The following is a 20,409-nucleotide window of genomic DNA, read 5'->3' as shown; positions in this document are numbered from 1 at the left end:
AGAGGTGGCGGCAGTACCAACAGCGAATCAACTCTGGACCGGTTCTGCTCGGCAATGGCCCCTCTCGATGGCGAGGCCGCCGTCGGGCTCCTGCTGACCACCCAGGCGTGACCATGGCCGCCTTTGCCCGCGGCCAGTGACCCGTGGTCTTTCGCTGTCGCTTTCGTCGGTCACACTTAGCACGTGCGTACTTTTGGTGTTGAAGAAGAATTCCTGATCGTGGATCCCGACAGCGGGTACCCTCTGCCCCTGGCCGGAGAGGTGCTTCGCCTGCATGATCCTGCCTTCCCGGCGGTGAACCACCTGGCACCCGTCCAGATGCTGGCCGCCGAGCTTCAGCAGGAACAGCTCGAAGCCATCACGCACCCGCATGCCAGCCTGAGCGGACTCTCGGCCGAGATACGGGCGGGTCGGGCGTATGCCGACTCGCTGGCCCGGATGGCGGGCGCGAGGATCGCCGCCCTGGCCACGTCTCCGCTGCCAGCCACACCGCAGGCCACCCGCAACGTTCGTTATGACGCCTTGATGGAGAAATTCGCTCTGACGGCCCGCGAGCAGCTGACCTGCGGATACCATGTCCACGTTTCCGTGGGCTCCGATGAGGAAGGTGTCGCGGTCCTGGACCGGATCAGAGCCTGGCTGCCGCCGCTCATGGCACTGAGCTCAAATTCCCCGTTCTGGAACGGCACAGACAGCGGATACGCCAGCTTCCGAACCCAGGCGTGGAATCGGTGGTCCTCAGCCGGGCCCACAGAGGTCTTCGGTTCGGCACAGGCCTACCAGTCGCTGGTGGAAGGTCTGTCGGGCACAGGGGTCGTCACCAGCCCGGATTTTGACGCCCGTCTGTCCATCCGTCACCCGACCGTTGAGGTCCGGGTGGCCGATGTTTGTCTTGATGCCCGCGACGCCGCGCTGATTGCCGCGCTGGTGCGGGCACTGGTGGAGACGGCCGCCCGGGAATGGGAAGCCGGACAGTCACCGGACATGGTTCCCGCCGCAATCCTGCGTCAGGGAGCCTGGCGCGCCAGCCGCTGGGGCACTGAGGGGGAGCTCCTGCATCCGGTAACGCATCGGCCAGACACCGCCAGAAACGTCTTCGACGCGCTCCACGGCCATGTCCGAGAGGCCCTGGACGATACCGGCGATGCCGCCTACGTCACGGAGTCACTGCAGAGGATCCTTGTTCAGGGCACGGGGGCCAGCCGGCAGCGGCAAGCGTTCGAGCGCAAGGGCAGGCTCGCCGACGTCGTCGCCCTCGCCACCGGCCTCACTCACCAGGAACCCGCCGACTACTCCGGCCTCAGCGAACCTTTCCTTGAAGGGGACGGAGAAACTGCTAGCCCAAGCACGGATTTGGCCGCACTCTCCGTTTAGCCCTGGCGTGGGGTGCCATCTCCGGCGACATGCACCTTCATGGAACCGAAGGCCCGGGCCCGACCCAGCAGGAACACCGGGACCCCGCCCGTCGTCGCGCGGCCAGGAAGCGCCGGCTCTCCGCGCCGACCAGGCAGCGAGTCCTCGACAAGCCGCTTGAGCAGGGCATCCACCTCATCGGGCCCGGAATTTTCGTGTATGCCTACCAGTTAACTCCATAGGTATTTGCAATCGCAAGTACCTGGAGCGGTGAGGAGGACCGTCTCATGAGTGAAGTCCAGCTCGGCCGGCCCCCACACCGTGCTGGGCTTCGCCGGCGCACGCCACTGGCTCACTGCCGCGATCGAGAGGTCCGCGGCACGAGGGGAGCGCATGACGGCCTGGCCCGGGCCGGAACTATCACCAGATTTCATGAAAGGAGTCGACCATGAGGCTCAATCACATCCCCCTGCGCCTGACCACAGGAGCATTCATCCTGAATACCGGTTTGGGCAAACGCAAGCTGGACAAGGACAGCGCGGCGGGGCTTCAGGCCATGGCAGCCAGGGTTATTCCGCCGGTCAGCAGAATCGACGCCGAGAGGTTCGGCAAAATGCTCAGCTACGCGGAGATGACGCTCGGTGCGGCCTTGCTGACACCCTTCCTGCCCAGTCGCCTGGCCGGGATCGGTCTCGGGATCTTCTCCGGGTCGCTGTTCGCGATGTACCTGAGGACGCCCGGCATGACCTTGGAGGACGGCATCCGGCCCAGCCCGCAGGGAACCGGGCTGGCAAAGGACATCTGGATGCTCGGCATCGCCGCGGCCCTCGTACTGGACCGCAAGACCACACGTGGAGATGCAACCCGGCAAACCCTGGCTATTCTGGGCCGAGAGCGGCTCAACAATGACTGAACACGCGGTGGTCCCCGGGGCCGTCACCCTCGGGCTCGATACCTTTGGTGATGTCCACACCGACAGCTCCGGGGCGCGGCATTCGGACGCCCAGACCATCCGGAACCTCGTCGACGAGGGCGTGCTCGCCGAGGAGACCGGCGTGGACTACTTCGGGATCGGCGAACACCATACCGAAAGCTTTCCCCTCTCAGCGGGCGACGTCGTTCTCGCCGCGATCGCAGCCCGCACCTCACGCATCCACCTTGGATCCGCAGTCACGGTCATCAGTTCCGATGACCCCGTCCGGGTTTTCCAGCGCTATTCAACCTTGGACTCACTCTCCAGCGGCCGCGCCGAGGTCATCCTCGGACGAGGATCAAGCACCGAGTCCTTCCCGCTGTTCGGGTACGACCTCCGAAACTATGACGAACTTTTTGAAGAAAAGGTAACCTGTTCGCCGAGCTTCTCAAGGAAAGGCCCGTCACCTGGAGCGGCAATACCCGGGCAGCCCTGCAGGGACAGACCGTTTATCCCCGCACGGAATCTGGGCACCTCTCCACCTGGATCGGCGTCGGCGGCAGCCCGGAATCGGTGGTGCGCGCCGCACGCTACGGCTTCTCCCTCATGATTGCCATCATCGGCGGCGAAACTGCACGCTTTGCACCGTTCGCGGGACTGTTCCATCGGGCCCTGGCTGAGTTCGGCCATCCCGAGCGCCCCGTCGGTGTGCACTCGCCCGGGCACGTTGCCGCCACCGATGAACGCGCGATCGAAGAATTCTGGCCCCACTACGAAACCGCGTTCGCTGAAGCCGCCCGGGTGCGCGGATTCAGGCCGCCGACGATGCAGAGCTTCCTCCGGGACGTCGGCCCGGGGGAGCACTCCATGTGGGCTCGCCTGAGACCGTGGCCCGAAAGATCGCCGAGACGCTCAAGACACTCGGGGCGAGCCGCTTCGACCTGAAGTACGGCATGCCCGGAGTGCCCCAGAGCCAAATAGTGACGAGCATCGAGCTCTTCGGCTCCCGCGTGGCTCCGCTGGTGCGCGACATGATGGCGTAGATAGCGGCGCAGCCGAACAGTCCAGGGCAGCGGATCCGTAACATCCGCACTGCATCGAGCAGGCCGCGAGGGGCATCGGCGCGGCACCGGCAGAGGCTCCCTTCTCGTCCTTGCCGCGCGTAGCCTTGGATTGTGGGCCACCGGGTATTCGCGACCCTCTCCGGGGGGGGGGGGGGGGGGGGGGGGGGGGGGGGGGGGGGGGGGGGGGGGGGGGGGGGCAACAGATGCCCCGAGAACCGCACTGAAAAGGGTTCCCGTCATGACTAGAATCACCACGAAATTCAATGCCACCACCACGGCCGATGAAGTCATCGCCGGCGTGGATCTCTCGGGAAAGCACGCCATCGTCACCGGCGGGGCTTCCGGAATTGGTGTCGAGACGGCCCGTTCGCTCGCCCGCGCCGGCGCCGAGGTGACGATCGCCGTCAGGAACCTCGACGCGGGGGTGGAGGTGGCCAGGGACATCATGGACTCCACCGGGAACCCGGCCGTCTACGTGGCAGCGCTCGACTTGCTCGATCTGGGCAGCGTGAACGCGTTCGCCGTTTCCTGGACTGTTCCGCTGGACCTGCTGATCAACAACGCCGGGGTCATGGCGATCCCTGAGTTGCGGCGCACCTCCAATGGCTGGGAGGAGCAGTTCGCGACCAATCACCTTGGGCACTTCGCGCTCACCCTCGGGCTGCATGATGCGCTGGCTTCGCCAGGCAAGGCTCGCATCGTTTCGCTGAGCTCCAGTGGCCACCTGGCCTCCCCGGTTGTCTTTGATGACATCAACTTCGAACGTCGTGCCTACGATCCCTGGGCAGCGTACGGGCAGTCGAAGACCGCGAATGCGCTGTTTGCTGTGGAGTCGACCCGGCGCTGGTCTGGGGACGGCATCTTTGCCAACTCGGTCATGCCAGGGGGCATCGAGACTAATTTGGGACGGCACGCCTCGCAGGAGCAAATCGAACAGTGGAAGGCACTGCCAGGGATGAAGACCACGCAGCAGGGCGCCTCCACCACGCTTGTCGCGGCCGTTGCGCCCGAGTTCGAAGGGATCGGCGGACGCTACCTCGAAGATGCCAACGAAGCGCAGATCATTGCCAACGACGCCAAACCCGGCGCCCTGACTGTCGGCGCCGGTGTCCGGGAATGGGCGCTGGACCCGGCCGCCGCCGAGCAGCTCTGGGAGGTCTCACTCGCAATGCTTGCCGACGCGCGGACGCACTAGCCGGTCCGTCGGAGCCGTGAGCACCAGGGGACAGGTCACGGGACGCGCCCTGTGGTGAGGTGCACGCCGTCGACTTCATGCCGGCGGAAGTTCGGCCGTGGCTGTTGGCAGTGGGCTGTCAATCATCGTTGCTTGAGTGCTTGCCGTCGCCCGGCTCGGGTTCGCCGTGGGCCAGATCCCTGGGAAAGTTCACCATTTGACCCTTGTCGAGCAGGGTGCGCACCCCTAGCGTGACCCTTGCACGTCAACTGCCGCACGGATTGGGAGGGAAGCTATGTACGTCGTAGTAGAGACCTGGACAGCGAAGCGGGAGTTCCTCGCGGCCCCGGTCAAATTTAGGGAAGAACTCTTCGCCGGGATCAAAGCGGCGATGGCCGAGATGGCTCAGGCGGGAATCGTCACGCTGGGTTGGGGATCTGTCGACCGATCGGCCGACCACAGCGCGGACTACGACTGGTTCGCGGTGTGGCAGGCGCCGAACGCCGAACTCGCGGGCGCCTTCCTGCAAGGCGTCGAGCGTTCCGGTTGGTACACCTGGTTCGATCAGGTGAACGTGCTCGGAGAACTCCGCACCGTCGACGCCGTCGCAGCGGAACACGTCGCTTTGGAGGAGGACGCTCGCTGATGAGGGCCGCTGTGCCCGCGGCGGTCGTTGGATTTGGTGATGGTTTGCGGCCCGGCCGGGCTGGAGACTTCGGTGCATTCCCCGGTCAGTGGACTCTGGCGGCGGGAAGCGGCCCGGGCTAGCATCCGGCTATTACTCCCTTACGAAACAGGAGAATCCCATGTCCGAAGAATCAGTAAAAAACGTCGTGCTCGTGCACGGCGGCTTCGTCGACGGATCAGGCTGGCAGGGCGTGTACGACCTGCTGACCGCGGAGGGCTACAGCGTCAAGGTCGTCCAGAACCCGACGGTGTCCCTGGAAGACGACGTCGCCGTTACCAAGCGGGCGATTGCTGACTGCGAGGGCCCCGTGGTGCTTGTCGGTCACTCCTACGGGGGCGCGGTCGTCACCGAAGCCGGCACTGACGAGAAGGTCGCTGCCCTCGTCTACATCGCCGGGTTCGTCCCCGACTCGGGCGAATCCGTGAACACCCTCATCGCCGATCCGCCGCCCGGCGCGCCGGTCCCGCCCATCCTTCCGCCCCAGGACGGGTTCCTCTTCCTGGACCGCGAGAAGTTTGCCGCTTCATTCGCGGCGGATGTGCCGCCCGGGCAGGCGGCCTTCATGGCTGACTCGCAGGTCCCCTGGGGCGTCGGCGCACTCCAAGGGGCCGTCACCAGGCCCGCCTGGCGGGACCTGCCCAGCTGGTACTTGATCACCACAGAGGACCGGATGATTCCGCCGGCCGCGCAGCAGGCGATGTCGGCACGGGCCGGTTCATCGGTCACCGAGGTTGCCGCAAGCCACTCCGTGTACGTCTCCCAGCCGCAGGCCGTGGCTTCACTGATCAAGGAGGCGGCGCAGCGCGGCTAGCGGTGCTGCTCCAGGACGTCCCGGACGGTCGTCCATTTCCGGCTGCCGTACCGGTCGTTGTCGATGTAACGCAGATTCGCGTCGCCGCTGAACATGCTGGCGAAGTACTGCATGCCCTGCCACGGCGGGAACGGCTCGTCAGTCGCCGGCATGAGGACTCTGACTGCCCGGCTCATAGCAGTCAGGGAACCGACGCTGCCGGCGTAGAGGAGCCGGAATTGTGTGCCCGTCAAGTCGGTCATCGTGGATGCCAGGGTCCTTGCCGTGACCTGGTCCCCGGCGACCTGGAGGACACGGGGCGCCCGCTCGTCGAGGGCGGCGGCGGCGGTGTAGGTGGCCGTGTCGTCTTTAGTGGTGAAGTCGAGCACCTGGTCGGGGTCGGACCAGAAGAGCACACGGTGCCGGGAGAACAGGATCATTGGTGCCTGCCCGGATAGCATGTCGGTGAAGGCGCCGCTAAGGATCGATGTGGCCCGGACTTCGGTTGCGTCCAATCTCTGTGCGAAGTCTCTGCGGAGCTGCAAGTTCCGGTTGCTTCGGGGCCGGATACCACGGTAATCGATGGAGAAATCGGACGGGATGAAACGCGGCACGCCCGCCGCTACCGCTGCCTCCAGCAAGCGCGACTGCGCACCTAACATCGCGCCGTCGAGACCGTTGACCGCGGAGACCACGCAGTCAACATCCGTGCAGGCCCTTCGGAGGCTGTCCGGATCGTCGTAATCGGACTGGATCACCTCGACGCCCTGGGCGCGTAGCTGTGCAATCCGTGCTGTTCCGGTCTCTTGTCGTGTCAGGACCCGAACGGTGGCCCCCAGGGCGACCAGATTCCGCAGGATCCGGCCGCCGAGATCGCCGGAGGCCCCGGCGAGAAGGACGGTGCCCGGAGGGGGTGTCGTCGCGGTCATGGATTGCACCTCAAGTGATGTCTGGTGGAAAGGCGATTGTCGGCTAAAGACTACCAACGGTGGGGCAGACGCGATTCCAGGGTTTGACGCAACGACGCGCCCGGTCCAAGAAGTTCCGCTGATCAGTCACAGGTCGTTGACGCTGTGCACTGGACCAGGAAACGGCCGTAGATGGGACTTCAGCATGGGCATGCGTTTGGGGCGCTGCGCCTATCGCATGCCACTCTGGGCGGCAGGCCGGCTGACGTGATGGAGCAAATATCCGTAGGACAGCCGGCGACGATCTGGATTGGCGTTCAACCACGGCTGTGCTGTGCCATCCGGGAACTCCATGGAGACGACAGCGCGAAGGTCTTGGGGTGTGTTGAACTCCCAAGTGCTCATTACGGCGGAGGTACGTGCTCCTTGGGCTAACCACCAGCCGCGAACATAGTCTTCATGGCCCTGGGTTTCTGCGGCGGAACTGGCAGCCAGGAGTTCTGCGAAATCGCCGTTGACTTGGTCGTTGTCAATAACGACCAAAGTGCCGCCGGGTCGCAGGATCCGCATGACTTCTGACAGCCCCGCCGAGCAGTCGTTATCCGGAGTTGGAAAGAAATAGGCGAATCGGGCGTGGACTACGTCAACCGATGCATCGCCGAGAGGGATATGTTCAGCGGACCCATGCAGCACACGTGCCGCCGGCGTTCGTGAACGCGCCCTGTCCAAGAGGTCGACGTCGGGTTCAACACCAAGAACTTCCCGGGCGTGAGTCGCGTACCGCGGAAGCCAGAATCCCGTTCCACATCCAAGGTCGAGTAGGGTCTTCCCTGCCCAGGGTGCGACGGCGTTCAGTGCGTCCCAAACGATGTCGTCGCGGTCCATGGCCGCATTTTCCAGCTCATACAAGTCAGGGTTCTTGCCCTGATTCCAGGCCTTAACAAAATCTGCCAACATTGCCCCATCCTTGCACGGGACCAGAGGGCGGATCCCGCGGACGCATCGCGATCGCTCAAAAACCGCCCGAGAAAGCGTCCGACCGCAACACTCAAACTCAATCCACGGAAGCCGTACGCCGCTCAGGAGCGCCGTTTGGCGGTCTCCGCTGACCCGGAGGCGTCGACACGGGGCCAGCCGCTGCACGGACTTCGTTCCCGAACCGACAATGGAACCATGGCGAAATCCCTGATTTTGATAAATGGTCTCCCTGGTTCGGGGAAAACCACGCTCAGTCGACAACTCGGTCAGGCCTTGTCCTTGCCCGTCATTTCTAAGGACAAGCTGAAGGAAGCACTTGCAGACATCGCATTGGGAAATGTCGGAAGCGGCAGACTCGGGCAGATCGCGTCCGAAACGATGTGGCAACTGGCGGCCGCGATCCCGGGAACCGCCATCGTGGAATCGTGGTGGTACCGGCCACGCGACCTGGAGTACGTGGCCAAAGGTATCGCTCAATCGGGAAGCCCGGAAGTAGTAGAGATTTGGTGCGAGATCGACCCGGAATTGGCCAGGGAGCGGTATGAAATTCGTCTGAGGCATGAGATTCATACGATGGCGCCCGCGGCAGCGGCGGCGGCCTGGGCCGACTGGACGGAAAATGCAGTTCCTTTATCGGTTGGCCCAACGCTCTCGGTGGACACATCGGAACCTGTTCACACCGCCGGGCTGCGAGCACGACTGGCTCTGTTGATGGGCTCCTAATCGAATCTTGGGTCGACCCCAACACGTTCCGCGTTGGGGGACGGAAGAGGTTTCCGGTCCCAGTACGCCTGCTTCGAAGCAATCACCGTCCAGGTGTTTCCACCTATTCTTGAGCGACGTCCTGGACGGATCGGGACAGCAGACAGAACTCGTTGCCCTCGGGATCACCTAGTACCACCCAACTGACGTCCGGCCCCTGGCCCACGTTTCTGCGCTGTGCGCCAAGGGCGAGCAAGCGCTCGAGCTCCTCGGTAGTGGATGCGCCGTCAGCCCTGAGGTCGAAATGCAGCCGGTTCTTGACGGTTTTGCCCTCGGGCACCGCGACCACATCGATGGAAGGCCAGGAATTGTCCTGCGGCGCGATGCTGATGACGTCGTTGTCCCCTTCGATAACTTGCCAGCCGAGGACGGCGCACCAGAAGTCGGCCACCACCTGTGGCTGGATCGCGTCGATGGTTATGACAGCTAATTGGCTGGGCATGGCACCACGATAGCCCAGGAGATTTGGAATTGGTGGCTAAATCGCTGCTTGAATTGCGGACCGTGGACTTGACAAAGACGTGGACGCGAGGGGTGGTAGGGTCCTGGAATGACTTTGCGACTTGGGGTGTACGGGGACAGCATTTCGACAGGTTGGCGGGGGATTTCCCATGTCGACAAGCGGTGGACATCGATCGTCTGCACGAATTACGGGCTGGAGGAGCACAACTTCGCCGTCAACGGCCTGGGGTTTCTTACCAAGCGGGACACCGACCTGTTCGAAAAGCATCCGCTGGAGATGGTCATCGACGCGGAACCACACATCGCGCTGATTGCGCTCGGGGCCAACGACCTCATTCAGCTGCCCGAGAACGACGACAAGCTCCGCCGGACCATGGTCGAGGACATGTCCAGGCTGCGCGATTCACTCCCGGACTCCCAGGTGCTCGTCGTCGAACCCTACTGGCCCTTCCGGGAAGAGCCACCGCGGATCCGCCGGGTCTTCGATCTCCATGCCGAGTGTGCAGAGGAAACGGGCCTGCCATTCCTGTTGGGCCAATACGGCGTCTTCGCCGCCGATCCTACCCCGTTCTTCTACCCGGAACCGGATCAGATACACCCGAACGATCTCGGCCACGCCAAGCTGGCCGAGGTCATGACTGAGGCACTTGAGCCATACGTGGCCAGAGTCCGGGCTGCCGCCTAAGTCCTGATAGTGGCGTGGGTTTCCGACATATTGCCGTGCCGAAGTTTGTTGGCAGCGCTGCTGTCGTTGTTTCCTTCGTGCTCGCGGCCAGTGCATGTACCTCAGAAAGCCCATCGACGGCTTCCTCTGCGCCATCAACGGCCATGGCTCAATGCGCCTCGCCCTCCCGAATCCTAGAGAGCGGCGTCAACGGTACCGAAGTTGAAGGTTCGTCTAAGGACGGGATCACGCTGTACGGCCAGGTCCAATCGGAAGGATTTCTTCTGGCCTCTGAAGCTGAAAAGAAGATTGTTTGGCGCATCAGCGGTTCTGGCCGGCCAGCCGTGGAGGTGACCCGACCCGGCGGCGAAGAATCGCGTCTGGCCTGGGGTCTTGAATTCCACTCGTCAAGCAACTACGCCCGCCCGGGTGATGAATACGGTTCCGCTTTAGTTCTTGACGAGCCCGGATGCTGGAATATCCATTTCTCTAGAGAGTCCGGAACGGCTGATGTGTGGCTGCAGGTAGACACGCGGCCAGCTGGGCCGATGCCATGATCGATGCCTCATCGACCCAGGAATCCCCGATCTCCTGGCGAACCTGGAACGATGCACGGCAAAAGGGGGCTCACTAGCGTCCGCTCGCCGGGGCGTCCGCGGTTGGAAGAGCGGGGGGATGGTGAGGGGTAGGAAGGAATGCCACCGCCTGAGCCCGCTGCTTCGAAAATGCCGACTTCGGATTGCCATGCAGGTCTACATCAGCGGGGCGTAGTCCTTGCCAAGGTTGACGCGCGGGAGCCAGCCGCCTTTCCCGCTGCCGGGGTAAAGCCAGAGGGTGTTGGCCTTATCGCGAGCGAGAACGTCGGCCTTACCGTCACCGTTGAAGTCACCCGCCCCGAAGACCGCGGTCATGATGTTCCACCCGGCACCGAGTCTGATGCGGGGGAGCCAGCCGCCTTTTCCGTTGCCCGGATAAAGCCAGAGCACGCCGGTCGTGTCGCGGGCCAGGAGGTCAGACCTTCCATCGCCGTTGAAGTCACGCGGGGACGTCAGTGCGGTCATGGAGTTCCACCCTGCGCCGATTCTGATGCGGGGGAGCCAGCCGCCTTTTCCGTTGCCGGGGTAGAGCCACAGCACACCGGTCGTGTCGCGAGCGAGCACATCTGCTCGGCCGTGGCCCTTGAAATCACCGACACCGACGATTGCAGTCATCGTGTTCCACCCGGAACCGAGCTTGATGCGGGGGAGCAGCGGGCCGTCGCCCTTCCCGGGGTATAGCCACAGCGCGCCGGTAGAGTCCCGGGCAAGGATGTCTGTCTTCGCATCGCCGGTGAAGTCGCCGGGGAAGACCACGGCGTTCATGCGGGCCCAGCCCGGGGACAGGATGCTGACTGAGGAGCTGGTCCCTTTTGTGCTTCCGCCCAGCACGGCAAGTGTGCCGTCGTCATAGCGGAACAGGAGGTCGGAGATGCCGTCGCCATTGAAATCGCGCCATGCGCCGCGTGTCATGGACGGAACGGTCGAGGCCGTCACGACGGTGATGGTTAGCGCCGATGCGGTGGCATCCGGGGCGGTCCCGGTACTGGCTGTCACACTGAACGTCGACGTTCCAGCCACGGTTGGTTTACCCGAGAGTGTCCCGGTGCGACTATCCAGGGTCAACCCTGCCGGAAGTGAGCCGGAGGAGACACTGTAGGCCGGTGGCGGTGTGATTCCTGCATTGAAGTGATAGGCGTAGGGGACACCGACGGTTGCTGCCGCCGGAAGGGCGACGCCCATCGCCGGGCCGAGTTTGACGATTGAGACAGTCTCTCCGCCTGAATTCGTCACCAGCGCCGTGGACCCGTCGGGGGCGACGGCAACGCCTGACGGGCTCGTTCCAGTCGGAAAGGTGCCCAGGCTTCTGCCGGATGCCACGTCGACGACCGAAAGTTCGTTGCTTCCTGTGCTGGCTACGAGGGCGCGTGTGCCAGAAGCGGTGAGCGCTACGCCTGCAGGGCGCGAGCCGACTTGGACGGTGCTGACCTGGGTGGTGGCGAGGTGAACGACCGAGATGCTGTTGGTTCCCCCACAGCTGACGAGGGCATTCAGGCCGTCCGGAGTTACGACGACGCTTCGCGGGCCCCCACTGACGGGCATGGTCTTGACCACCCGATCTGTGGCGGTCTCGATCACGGACACCGTGTCATCGGAGAAGTTGGTCACGATTGCCTGCGTTCCGTCCGGTGTGATTGAGACGGCCACAGGTTCCACTCCAACAGGAATGACCGCCCCCACGGATGCGGATCCGACATCGATGACAGCCACAGTTCCTTCTCCGGCGTTGGTCACGTACGCCTTTGCGCCGTCGGGGGTGAACGCCACCGCCGACGCACCCCAGCCCGACCCGACCGCTATGGTGGCGGCGAGTGCGCCGGTTGCCGTGTTAATGACGGAAACAGTGTTGTCGCCGCTGTTTGTCACGAAGGCCTGGGCGCCGTCGGGGCTAATTGCCACGCCCCGGGGACTGTTGCCCACGGGCAGAGTCGTGCGGACGGTTCCGTTTTCGGGATCGACCACAGACAGGGTGTTACTGCCTTCGTTGGCGACGTAGGCGGCAGTCCCGTCAGGGCTAAGGGCGACTCCGGCCGGATGCAGCCCGGTGCCAACGCCGGCCGGAAAAGAGTTCGACGAGCCGAGCTGTAACGGCGGAACCGAATAGCCCCGCGTGCCGTCACTGAGGCGCTTACTCACTCCGACCCCCCACCCCCACACGGACCGGTCAGCTCTAATGGCGTAAGCCGATTCGTCGCCTGGTAAGAGGGCGACTACATTGCTCAGACCGGGAATACGGATTGGCAAGGTAACAGTTCCCACGGCGCCCGTGCCGAATTCGCCCACTCCGCCCTCGCCCCAGCCCCAGACGGTGCCGTCGACTGTGAGCGCGTAGATGGCACGGCCAAAGGTGTTCGACGAAATCGACTGAACATCTGTAAGCCCCGGAATCGGTTGCGGTGTGGAGGATCGGGCCGCCGTGGTTCCAGTCCCGAGCACTCCGAAGGAGTTGTTCCCCCAGGCCCAGGCCGTGCCGTCCTTCTTCACCGCGAACGCGGTGCCGGAGCCGGAGCCGCCGTCAATAGTGCTGACGCTTTGAATATCGGAAAGACCAGCGATGGGCGCAAAATGCTGGAACGCTGGGTCGTTATCAGACCCGCCTGAGTAACCCCTCTGCCCGCTGCTGTTTGATCCGGCGGACCACAGGGTTCCGTCGAACTTGAGCGCGTACACAGTCTTGGCGTACCGGCTGGCCACCATCGTACGAACGCCCGAAATGTGGGGGATTGCCACGGCCGGGAGGGGATCTATGCCACTGGACCAACCGCCCCATTTCCAGAGTGTGCCATCGATCTTGTAGGCGATGAAGATGCCGTCTCCGCACGGGGCGATCGATTTCACGCCGACAAGCCCTGCGACCTGCACGGGTGTCGAGGAACTGATAAACGTGGCGTTGCCCAACTGGCCAAGGTCGTTTTGCCCCCAAGCATGGACTGTTCCGTCCGACTTGACCGCAAATATAGAATTGCGGTCGACCGCCAACGTTCTCACCCCGGTGAGTCCGGTCACCTGTCGGGGGGAAGAGCTGGGAAGCGTGGTTCCGATACCAAGCTCTCCGTAGGCATTAGTGCCCCACGACCAGACCGTCCCGTCCGCTTTCAGCGCCAACTGGGCACCATAGGTCGTGGTGCTTATGGACACCACGCCGTTCAGACCCGGTATCTCGGTGGGACTGAGCACTTGTGTTGGGCTGAAGGTTCCGTTGCCCAGGGATCCGTATGTGTTGTTGCCCCAGGCCAAGGCGGTGCCGTCGTCTCTGACCGCGTAATCAGCGTATTGCCCCTCTGTTATCGACCGCACGCCGGTCATCAAAAGCGGGAGCGCGGCTTTAGGGGCCGCCTGCACGGCCAGGGCTGTCGTGAACATCGAGGACGCACCTTGGGAATCAGTGAGCGTAATCATGGGATGGCTTGTCCCATTAACCTTCGGAATCCCAGCCAGCACCCCAGTCTTCGGATCGAGTGTGACCCCCTCCGGGAGGACGCCGCCCGCGAGGGACCACGAATACGGGCCGGAACCGCCGTTCGCGGCCAGAGCAGCGTGATACTGCTGCCCGACAACGGCGTCCGGCACCGCAGTGGTGCTGATGTCTGGCGTGTCGACGGAACTGGTGGTTGCCGCCGTCGTCGGCGAGCCTGTGATGGGCATCGCTGCCTCTGACGGCACCGCCGTCAAACTGCCGGAGGAAACGACGAGACCGCCGCAAAGAACCACCGTCAAAATCGCGCGATTCATCGGGACAGAACCAACCCCCACGGGACCACTTTCATCAGAAGAATTCAGGTCCAGGGGGAGAATGCAAGTTCAGTCGCCCCCAACACACTGACTTGCTGAGAGAAACGTAAACCCCAAAGAGTGCTCGCACAAGCAACTATCTATAAATATATTTCACACAGGCCAGGCTATGCGCAGGAGATCAAGGCTCAAATGGGCATTGAATTTGCATTTGTGTTCCGGGCACTGGCGGGCAGCACCTCACTTAGCGCGGCGATTCACACGTTTACCCTGAACGGGCCTGCGAGCTGCTGCCGTTGGGGGTTGCTACAGCAAGCCAAGGTCATTACACAATCGAAAACGAGATCCGATTTGGATATGGCATGCTTCAGCTGTGAAGAAAAGCAGCGCCGTCGAAGATGTGCTCCGCCGGGCCGTGGAGGGCAAAAGTCACGTCGTCATCAAGCGTGGCACCAAGAAAGCGGACCAAATCCGGGGCTACGTTCTAGCGATTGACCAAACCTGGATGCTCGTGGTCAAGACAAGGGACGGAGGCTACCTGGACGGCTTCACGGTGCTGCGCGTCTCCGACGTAACGAAGGTGCGAGAAGACAGTTCCTTCGAGGCACGGTTCTTGCGGCATATGGATCAGTGGCCACCCGCCGGACCATCCGCACCCATCGATCTGTCCGGACCTCAGACGATCATCACCAGCGCAGCTGCCCTTCAGACTCTAGTCACCTTGTACACGGAGCAGCAGTGGCCGGACGAGTGCTATATCGGAGCCCCGGTGGACTGGGAAAAGAAGCGTGTCTGGCTATTGGAAGTCGACGGGCAAGCTCGCTGGGAACGTGACATGAGCTCGTATCGGTTGAAGCAAATCACTCGAATCGAGTTTGGCGGCGACTACGAGAAAGCCCTGATCGCCGTTGCCGGTCCGCTTCCGCCTCGCACCGAGCCCGCCGCAAATTAACGTCACTCGCTCAAAGCGACATACGGCTAGTGTGGCACGCGGGTCCAGCGGTCGCCGTGCGAGGCCCGTTGCCAAGCATGCCCGGGACCTTCGGATTCGCGTGCGACGTCCGTGAGCCAGATCGTACTGTCTGGGTCCCATCCTGCGATGACTGTTGCCGTTTGGGCATCGACCTGGAGTGCTCGCGTGGCGCCGTTGAGGTAACCAAGGACTGTCAGGTGTACGGCGTCCCAGTCGCTCGCGACATGCTCCCAATCCGGGATCAGCCATCGGCCCTGGCGCCCGGTCGCGCGGTACCAGTCGTGTCGGCGGGATGCACTGACTTCAAGGGGGAACCTGCGGCACAGCGTTACCCAGTCAGTTGCCGTACGGATTTCAAGGGTCCGGCCCGCTCCCCGAACCGGAACCGTGGTCGCATGCTCCCACCCTAGGGAGTCTTCAACGAGGCTCAGGCCGGCCGGGACTTGCCCAACGGTGTGGACCAGCCCGTGCGGGATCGACCACCAGATTCCGGAGACGTTAGCGCGAGGGTCATTGGGGAGATCGCGCGCAGCCCGTTCTTCCGCGGCCCGTTCCTTGCGGCCCCACTCCGTCAGTGTTTGTCGGGGATTCTTCGGCAGGGGAGCCGGGTCGTTTGCTGATCGCCAGTCGATGGCCCACTGCTCAACCCGGCGGGGCTGCCAGTACCACTGGATGCCGGGTGCTGCCATGAGCTGTTGAGCCACCGGGACCAGGGCCGCGGTGATGACCGGCAGTCCCGCGAGCACGTCCTCTCCATCGGGCTCCTGCCAATATCTTGCAGAGTCCACCGACCGCTCGAGGGCCGCCTGCATCCGTTCATCGTAGAGGCCGGCGAAGTCCAGAGAAGCGAGCCTGGCCGCGAGTTCCTCTGGTGACGGAGCGGAGTGTGGAGTCGCAATGTCACCGGACGATTCAGCGGTCAGCAGGGCCCTCGATGTCCGCCTCCCACTATCGAGTTCGTACGCCAACCAGAATGCCGCAGTTTTGACATCCGGATCCAGCTGCATCGCCAGCTCGAGACATAGACGGCGCCCGCGAGGCCCGTGCAGAAGCAGATCCATACTTGGCGTCATTGGATCATCCTTGCACCATCGAACGCAGACCGGTGGTCCGCTGGTAGCCATGCAGGAGGCCGATGCCGAGAGTCATGAGAAGGGTCAGACTGAGGGCGACGGTTGTTGCAACGTCCACGTTTTTCCTCGAAGTTCGGGTTGGCGGCTACCTGGCCGGTGGCGAGTATTCCGGGTGGTATCGCCGGATTTCTTCGGTGGTCTTGCCTGCGGCGAGCATCCGCTCGATCGGCATGAGTGCCCGGACTTCTTCATCGGATGACCTGGTGCTGTTCCATGGACCCATGGTCCGGTAACAGAAGTCATTCGGATCGTTGAGTTTGGCCGTGTTGTAGCACTCCGGGTGGTCAGGTCCGGAGGATGGGCCCGCATGGTCCGTGCCGGCCGGTTGGACACCGGAGGCAGCGCACAGGGCCATCAGCGACCCCAGGGCCGCGGCTACGACTGCAGTTTTGATTCTTTTCGTCATGGTTCCCCCGTGGTTCGACGTTTGTGTGGCTTGTCGGTGGATGGATTCGCCTCGCGGCGGGTAAGTCACGTTGCGGTGCTACTGCTTGAGGAGTGTGGTGGCGGTGTCGGACAGGCGCCGCACATCGGGTTCCAGTTCGTTGAGTTTGTCCTTGTTGGCGGCGTACGCGTCGCGTTCAGGGGCCGTCATGATCCTCTTGTGCTCGTCGCGGACGCCGGCGCTGCGGGAGCAACTGTAGACCGAGGCTGCCAGGTCCGATTCTTCCGGGGTGGGTATGTAGCGGTTTTCCGGGATGCCAGGGATGATTTCAATGCCCGAGGTTTTCTTAGGGGAGGGTCCTCCTTCTTCCGGCCGTTCGAGGGACCCGCGCTTGACATTGAGACTCATGCCGAAGAACTCGTTTCCCGCTGTGACCGGGGCGCCCCTGTCCTGGAGACATTTCAGGAGGGCCGGTCCGACCTTTTCGGCGGCCGGAACCGCGACGGCCGCGCTGGAAGAGTGCATGCCGTACCCGATTTGCTGGTACTCAAGGAATGTCTGAAAAGCATCCTTGTCCAGCTGCTCCCAGGCGAGCTTGGCGCACGTCTCGGAGACGCCCTCATAAGTCTTTTCATGCGGGATGACTTTGTCCGGCCGGGCGGGGATTGAGCGGCCAAACCCCCGGTTCCGGGCGTCGGCTTCGGATTCGAAGAAGATGTCATCTGGGTTGTAGGTGATTTGCTCCCGGGTCCGGCTCGTTACCCGGTCCTTGGGAATGAATCTGCGCAGCTCCGGGAACCCGTTGTCGGCAATGCACGTGAGCCTGAGGGTGTCCTGGGCCAACTGGATCCGGTCCAACTCCTCGGCCATGTATCCGGCGAGAGGTTCTCCTCCGGCCGCGGAGCTGTCCCGTCCGTTGGCGCCGGGCACCCCCTGGGAAGAGGCCAGCGCCATGCCTCCGCAACCGGTCAAGGTCAGGGCAATGGCGCAGCTGAGAATGATGCCGGTCTTGGTGCCGGCCGAGGTTGTGGCACGGGACTTGTATTTCATGGTTTCCCCCAAATATCCGTTGGTGCTGGATTGATGTTGTCGACGCGTGTCGACGGATTGTTGCTTTGGATGTGCCGTCGATGCCGGTGTTGGATCGTGTCAGGCGGGCTGCGCCCCGGTCAGGAGGCTTTTGCGGTGCCATCTCCAGGTGAGGACGCCGGCGACCGGTGAGAGTAGGACCATCAGCACCGCTGCGGACGTGTAGACGTCGCCGGTAATCGTGACGGGCAGGAGCAGTTTCGCCACGATCGGAGAGGCAGCGACGGCGGCCATGACGGGCCAGTGCCTGCGGTGCGGCCGGACCGCCAGTGTGGCAGAGACTAAAAACAACCCGAGCCCGAGACCCCAGCTGATCGTCTGGGAGTCAATAGGGTAAACGCTGCGGGCGTTGTAGAAAAACAGTGCCCGGCCCGGAATCTGCTGCACCATCATGCACAACACAGCCGCCGCCGTCGCCGGGGCGCCAAAGAGAACGAACCGGAACCGATGCCCCGTGCGATTCGGGTTTCCGGCCAGCGCCAGTAGTGCGCAGGCAGCGGCGACTGCGGAGACAAGAACGGGCGCGGACATCACGCCCCAAAGCCAGCTATAGAGGGGTGCCAGGGCCGACACCGCGATGACGGCCCACAGGAGCCCGCGGCGCAGGCGAGGTCGCCGGGCCGCGGTCGCGAGGAAAACGGCGATCCAGGCGAGGTAGACCAACGACGTTAAGGTCACGAACGGCCCGAATTCGACCAGCCTCTCGGACACGCCGGCACCCGTCGGGCGCCAGATCAGGCTGCCCGGCCGGATCCACGGGCCCACCTCACCGAGAAAGAGCATCAGCGTGGCGAAGGAGCTCCCGACGACAGTCGCAGCAACCGCGATCCGGTCCCGCGCCGCCGGTGCGATGCGACCCGTGAGTGCCAATGCCCGGACGCCCAGCCCATTGCTGATGATGTTTACAAGCTCCCCAAAGCTTGCCTTCTGCCGGTGTTCAGCGTCGGCGATGTCCAAGAGGGTTCCCACCAGGGCTTCGCCGTGCTCTGCACGCCACCCCTTCGGGTAAGCCGCCTGCGCCCGCCGGTAGGTTTTCTCGAGTGCCGACCCTGCGGCGTTCATGCAGGAGCCCCGGACGCGCGGACCTGAAGATTGACCATGGCCCGGCGGGCGTTGGCCTCCAGGCGCGCCGCCTCCTCCTGCAAACGCTGCGCGCCAGGATCCGTCAACTCGAAATACCGGCGCAGCCGCCCGTCAACGATCTGCTCTCCCGCACTGGCCACGAGGCCTTCGTCCCGGAGCCGGTCAAGCACGGCGTACAAGGTGCCGGCCTTCAACTTCACCCGTCCTTCGGACAGGGCCTCCGTCTCCGCGATCAGGGCGTAACCATGTTTCGGGCCCCGGGCCAGAACCGAAAGGACCAGGAACGTCGGTTCACGCATCTCATGTTTGCTCACGGGAACAGCATATTCAATTAATCAGAATATACAACCACTCAGAGGTACCTTTCTCGCCATGGGTAGTGTCCAGGAGTCTAGGGGATCGGGGATTCTTGCCGTTGACGAACACCGCGCCGGCCCGGGCCAGCGCTACGAGATGGGGGTCGTTGACCGCGCGCCAGCGGGCTACCATTGGCGCCATGCGAAAACTCATAGTCCAGCAGTGGGTTACCGTCGACAACATTGCCGCGGAGGAGGACAGCGGGCTCAGCTTCGTGTCAGGGGGCCCTTTTCCGAGACGGACACCAGTGCGTTCAAGGCAAGCGTGATGGGGTTCATCGACTCGGTCGACACGATGATTCTCGGCGCGAATACCTACGCCCAGGCCAAGGACTACTGGCCGCACGCCGACGAACAGGGCGAGTACGGCGAGAAGCTCAACAGCCTCACCAAGTTCGTCGCGTCGTCGAAGCTGGATGACGGACCTTGGGGCGACTTTCCCGCCGCCACCGTGACGCGCGACCCGGTCGCCATCATCCGGGAGCTCAAGGAGCAGGGCGGCAAGGACATCTGGCTGTGGGGGAGCTTGAAACTCATGCACTCCCTGCTGGACGCCGGCGTGGTCGACGAAGTCCGGATGCTGGTTTGCCCGGTTTCACGCGGCAAGGGAACGCGCATTTTCGAGGATTGGCAGGACCTGTTGCTGCTCGAGGCCACCTCGTTCGAAAACGGCGTGGCAATTCTGCGCTACGAGATCAATAGATAGGCGGAGGGCCCGCACTTTCGAAGAATCGAACGACGGCGATGCTGCTCATTCCAGGGATTCGCACATCGCACCAACCGCCACCCCGAACCGTCCGGGCAGCATTCAGCTCTGGGTGAGGCACTTGCGGTAGATGGATGTGGTTTCCGTGGCGTATTGCGTTTCGCCGTGGGCGCCGATGTAGTTGTAGTTGGTAGTTTCGACGTCGCCATTGGGGATGTAGCCAAGGCTCTCATAGAGGCCGACCGCTGCACGGTTGTCGGGGTCGACCCCCAGTCGAATCGCGCGATGCCCGGCTTGCCGGGCTTGACCTTCGATCCACTCGCACAGGGCTCGTCCGACGCCCTGCCCGCGATAGGCCGGGTAGACGAAGAGATGTTTCAGCTCCGGGTCTGGATCTGTCTGGAAATCCAAGACGGCACCGCCTCTCGGTTCGTCTCCGATCCAAGCGGTGGCATAGATGATGTCGCCGGCATCTTGCCGGTTGAGGAAGACCAGAGCAATATTGGCGTTCGGAGGCTCATGAGTCTGTAGTCTGCGCAAATCGCTGGCCAGGCATACCCGGATCTTGATGTTCTCCGCCATGTCGCCCATGCCAGGGAC

The 20,409-nt window shown here is 63.4% G+C and carries 20 protein-coding genes and 1 pseudogene; 11 read left to right on the top strand and 10 right to left on the bottom strand.

Going from position 1 to position 20,409, the window contains the following annotated elements; genetic code table 11:
• The first annotated feature begins 183 nt into the window (after positions 1-183).
• From BLS42_RS10875 to BLS42_RS10850, 6 genes and pseudogenes are all read left to right on the top strand, one after another.
• Complete coding sequence (locus BLS42_RS10875) at positions 184-1,374, top strand: carboxylate-amine ligase (RefSeq protein WP_090580791.1); 1,191 nt, start codon at positions 184-186, stop codon at positions 1,372-1,374.
• Positions 1,375-1,801: 427 nt separating this feature from the next.
• Positions 1,802-2,266, top strand: a complete 465-nt coding sequence (locus tag BLS42_RS10870; RefSeq protein WP_090580788.1) for a hypothetical protein — start codon at positions 1,802-1,804, stop codon at positions 2,264-2,266.
• A pseudogene (locus BLS42_RS10865) lies at positions 2,259-3,309 on the top strand (LLM class flavin-dependent oxidoreductase). Before BLS42_RS10870 ends, BLS42_RS10865 begins: the two are co-directional and overlap by 8 nt.
• A 259-nt stretch (positions 3,310-3,568) precedes the next feature.
• Positions 3,569-4,525, top strand: coding sequence for an SDR family NAD(P)-dependent oxidoreductase (locus tag BLS42_RS10860; protein WP_090580785.1), 957 nt, complete (start codon positions 3,569-3,571; stop codon positions 4,523-4,525).
• A gap of 274 nt (positions 4,526-4,799) precedes the next feature.
• Entirely contained in the window at positions 4,800-5,150 is a 351-nt protein-coding gene (locus BLS42_RS10855; protein WP_090580782.1) for a DUF6616 family protein, read from the top strand.
• Between the two features lie 160 nt (positions 5,151-5,310).
• Positions 5,311-6,003 (top strand): alpha/beta hydrolase, encoded by a 693-nt coding sequence (locus BLS42_RS10850; protein ID WP_090580780.1) that lies wholly within the window; start codon positions 5,311-5,313, stop codon positions 6,001-6,003.
• Here BLS42_RS10850 and BLS42_RS10845 read toward each other — a convergent pair.
• Together BLS42_RS10845 and BLS42_RS10840 are read right to left on the bottom strand one after the other, a co-directional pair.
• On the bottom strand, positions 6,000-6,911 hold the full coding sequence (locus tag BLS42_RS10845) for an NmrA family NAD(P)-binding protein (protein WP_090581178.1): 912 nt from the start codon (positions 6,909-6,911) through the stop codon (positions 6,000-6,002). The genes BLS42_RS10850 and BLS42_RS10845 overlap by 4 nt on opposite strands.
• Positions 6,912-7,121: 210 nt before the next feature.
• Entirely contained in the window at positions 7,122-7,847 is a 726-nt protein-coding gene (locus tag BLS42_RS10840; protein ID WP_090580777.1) for a class I SAM-dependent methyltransferase, read from the bottom strand.
• A gap of 216 nt (positions 7,848-8,063) precedes the next feature.
• Here BLS42_RS10840 and BLS42_RS10835 point away from each other — a divergent pair, with 216 nt between their 5' ends.
• Positions 8,064-8,591 carry a P-loop nucleotide/nucleoside kinase family protein gene (locus tag BLS42_RS10835; protein WP_218122100.1) on the top strand — a complete coding sequence of 176 codons (528 nt, stop codon included), beginning with the start codon at positions 8,064-8,066 and terminating at the stop codon, positions 8,589-8,591.
• 103 nt (positions 8,592-8,694) lie between these two features.
• Here the strand turns inward: BLS42_RS10835 and BLS42_RS10830 are convergent, their stop codons facing one another.
• Positions 8,695-9,072: a VOC family protein gene (locus tag BLS42_RS10830; protein ID WP_090580774.1), complete on the bottom strand. Its 378-nt coding sequence runs from the start codon at positions 9,070-9,072 to the stop codon at positions 8,695-8,697.
• A 108-nt stretch (positions 9,073-9,180) separates the two neighbouring features.
• On the opposite strand from BLS42_RS10830, the gene BLS42_RS10825 reads away from it, so the two are divergent.
• Both BLS42_RS10825 and BLS42_RS19985 read left to right on the top strand, forming a co-directional pair.
• Positions 9,181-9,777, top strand: coding sequence for an SGNH/GDSL hydrolase family protein (locus BLS42_RS10825; RefSeq protein ID WP_090580771.1), 597 nt, complete (start codon positions 9,181-9,183; stop codon positions 9,775-9,777).
• Between the two features lie 35 nt (positions 9,778-9,812).
• A complete protein-coding gene (locus BLS42_RS19985) occupies positions 9,813-10,313 on the top strand; it encodes a hypothetical protein (protein WP_143019182.1) in 501 nt (166 codons plus the stop codon).
• A gap of 195 nt (positions 10,314-10,508) precedes the next feature.
• Here the strand turns inward: BLS42_RS19985 and BLS42_RS10820 are convergent, their stop codons facing one another.
• Complete coding sequence (locus BLS42_RS10820; protein ID WP_176803354.1) at positions 10,509-13,997, bottom strand: FG-GAP-like repeat-containing protein; 3,489 nt, start codon at positions 13,995-13,997, stop codon at positions 10,509-10,511.
• A gap of 460 nt (positions 13,998-14,457) precedes the next feature.
• Between BLS42_RS10820 and BLS42_RS10815 the strand changes: the two genes are divergently transcribed.
• Positions 14,458-15,036 (top strand): hypothetical protein, encoded by a 579-nt coding sequence (locus tag BLS42_RS10815; protein ID WP_090580765.1) that lies wholly within the window; start codon positions 14,458-14,460, stop codon positions 15,034-15,036.
• Positions 15,037-15,062: 26 nt separating this feature from the next.
• Here the strand turns inward: BLS42_RS10815 and BLS42_RS10810 are convergent, their stop codons facing one another.
• From BLS42_RS10810 to BLS42_RS10790, 5 genes are all read right to left on the bottom strand, one after another.
• Positions 15,063-16,130 (bottom strand): hypothetical protein, encoded by a 1,068-nt coding sequence (locus tag BLS42_RS10810; protein ID WP_090580762.1) that lies wholly within the window; start codon positions 16,128-16,130, stop codon positions 15,063-15,065.
• 145 nt (positions 16,131-16,275) lie between these two features.
• Positions 16,276-16,596 carry a hypothetical protein gene (locus tag BLS42_RS10805; protein ID WP_090580759.1) on the bottom strand — a complete coding sequence of 107 codons (321 nt, stop codon included), beginning with the start codon at positions 16,594-16,596 and terminating at the stop codon, positions 16,276-16,278.
• A 78-nt stretch (positions 16,597-16,674) separates the two neighbouring features.
• Complete coding sequence (locus BLS42_RS10800; RefSeq protein ID WP_090580757.1) at positions 16,675-17,625, bottom strand: hypothetical protein; 951 nt, start codon at positions 17,623-17,625, stop codon at positions 16,675-16,677.
• A 99-nt stretch (positions 17,626-17,724) separates the two neighbouring features.
• Positions 17,725-18,726, bottom strand: a complete 1,002-nt coding sequence (locus BLS42_RS10795) for a hypothetical protein (RefSeq protein WP_090580754.1) — start codon at positions 18,724-18,726, stop codon at positions 17,725-17,727.
• Complete coding sequence (locus tag BLS42_RS10790; protein WP_256336404.1) at positions 18,723-19,061, bottom strand: PadR family transcriptional regulator; 339 nt, start codon at positions 19,059-19,061, stop codon at positions 18,723-18,725. The genes BLS42_RS10795 and BLS42_RS10790 overlap by 4 nt, the downstream gene beginning before the upstream one ends.
• 310 nt (positions 19,062-19,371) lie before the next feature.
• Between BLS42_RS10790 and BLS42_RS10785 the strand changes: the two genes are divergently transcribed.
• Positions 19,372-19,809, top strand: a complete 438-nt coding sequence (locus BLS42_RS10785; protein ID WP_256336403.1) for a dihydrofolate reductase family protein — start codon at positions 19,372-19,374, stop codon at positions 19,807-19,809.
• 102 nt (positions 19,810-19,911) lie between these two features.
• Here BLS42_RS10785 and BLS42_RS10780 read toward each other — a convergent pair whose 3' ends face one another.
• Positions 19,912-20,391, bottom strand: coding sequence for a GNAT family N-acetyltransferase (locus tag BLS42_RS10780; protein WP_176803352.1), 480 nt, complete (start codon positions 20,389-20,391; stop codon positions 19,912-19,914).
• Between the last annotated feature and the right edge of the window lie 18 nt (positions 20,392-20,409).

Origin of the sequence: Arthrobacter sp. ov407 (assembly GCF_900102895.1) — a bacterium.
Lineage (GTDB): Bacteria > Actinomycetota > Actinomycetes > Actinomycetales > Micrococcaceae > Arthrobacter.
The sequence above is the reverse complement of the archived record's forward strand: the minus strand, read 5'-3'. Positions and strand labels throughout refer to the sequence as shown.

Bases quoted from the DNA above. Each gene is read 5' to 3' on its own strand.
- BLS42_RS10860 (WP_090580785.1), top strand. From the start codon at position 3,569: ATGACTAGAATCACCACGAAATTCAATGCCACCACCACGGCCGATGAA.
- BLS42_RS10820 (WP_176803354.1), bottom strand. From the start codon at position 13,997: ATGCCCATCACAGGCTCGCCGACGACGGCGGCAACCACCAGTTCCGTC.
- BLS42_RS10785 (WP_256336403.1), top strand. From the start codon at position 19,372: ATGGGGTTCATCGACTCGGTCGACACGATGATTCTCGGCGCGAATACC.
- BLS42_RS10780 (WP_176803352.1), bottom strand. From the start codon at position 20,391: ATGGCGGAGAACATCAAGATCCGGGTATGCCTGGCCAGCGATTTGCGC.
- BLS42_RS10845 (WP_090581178.1), bottom strand. From the start codon at position 6,911: ATGACCGCGACGACACCCCCTCCGGGCACCGTCCTTCTCGCCGGGGCC.
- BLS42_RS10830 (WP_090580774.1), bottom strand. From the start codon at position 9,072: ATGCCCAGCCAATTAGCTGTCATAACCATCGACGCGATCCAGCCACAG.
- BLS42_RS10810 (WP_090580762.1), bottom strand. From the start codon at position 16,130: ATGACGCCAAGTATGGATCTGCTTCTGCACGGGCCTCGCGGGCGCCGT.
- BLS42_RS10800 (WP_090580757.1), bottom strand. From the start codon at position 17,625: ATGAAATACAAGTCCCGTGCCACAACCTCGGCCGGCACCAAGACCGGC.
- BLS42_RS10855 (WP_090580782.1), top strand. From the start codon at position 4,800: ATGTACGTCGTAGTAGAGACCTGGACAGCGAAGCGGGAGTTCCTCGCG.
- BLS42_RS10825 (WP_090580771.1), top strand. From the start codon at position 9,181: ATGACTTTGCGACTTGGGGTGTACGGGGACAGCATTTCGACAGGTTGG.
- BLS42_RS10870 (WP_090580788.1), top strand. From the start codon at position 1,802: ATGAGGCTCAATCACATCCCCCTGCGCCTGACCACAGGAGCATTCATC.
- BLS42_RS10850 (WP_090580780.1), top strand. From the start codon at position 5,311: ATGTCCGAAGAATCAGTAAAAAACGTCGTGCTCGTGCACGGCGGCTTC.
- BLS42_RS10840 (WP_090580777.1), bottom strand. From the start codon at position 7,847: ATGTTGGCAGATTTTGTTAAGGCCTGGAATCAGGGCAAGAACCCTGAC.
- BLS42_RS10805 (WP_090580759.1), bottom strand. From the start codon at position 16,596: ATGACGAAAAGAATCAAAACTGCAGTCGTAGCCGCGGCCCTGGGGTCG.
- BLS42_RS10835 (WP_218122100.1), top strand. From the start codon at position 8,064: ATGGCGAAATCCCTGATTTTGATAAATGGTCTCCCTGGTTCGGGGAAA.
- BLS42_RS10795 (WP_090580754.1), bottom strand. From the start codon at position 18,726: ATGAACGCCGCAGGGTCGGCACTCGAGAAAACCTACCGGCGGGCGCAG.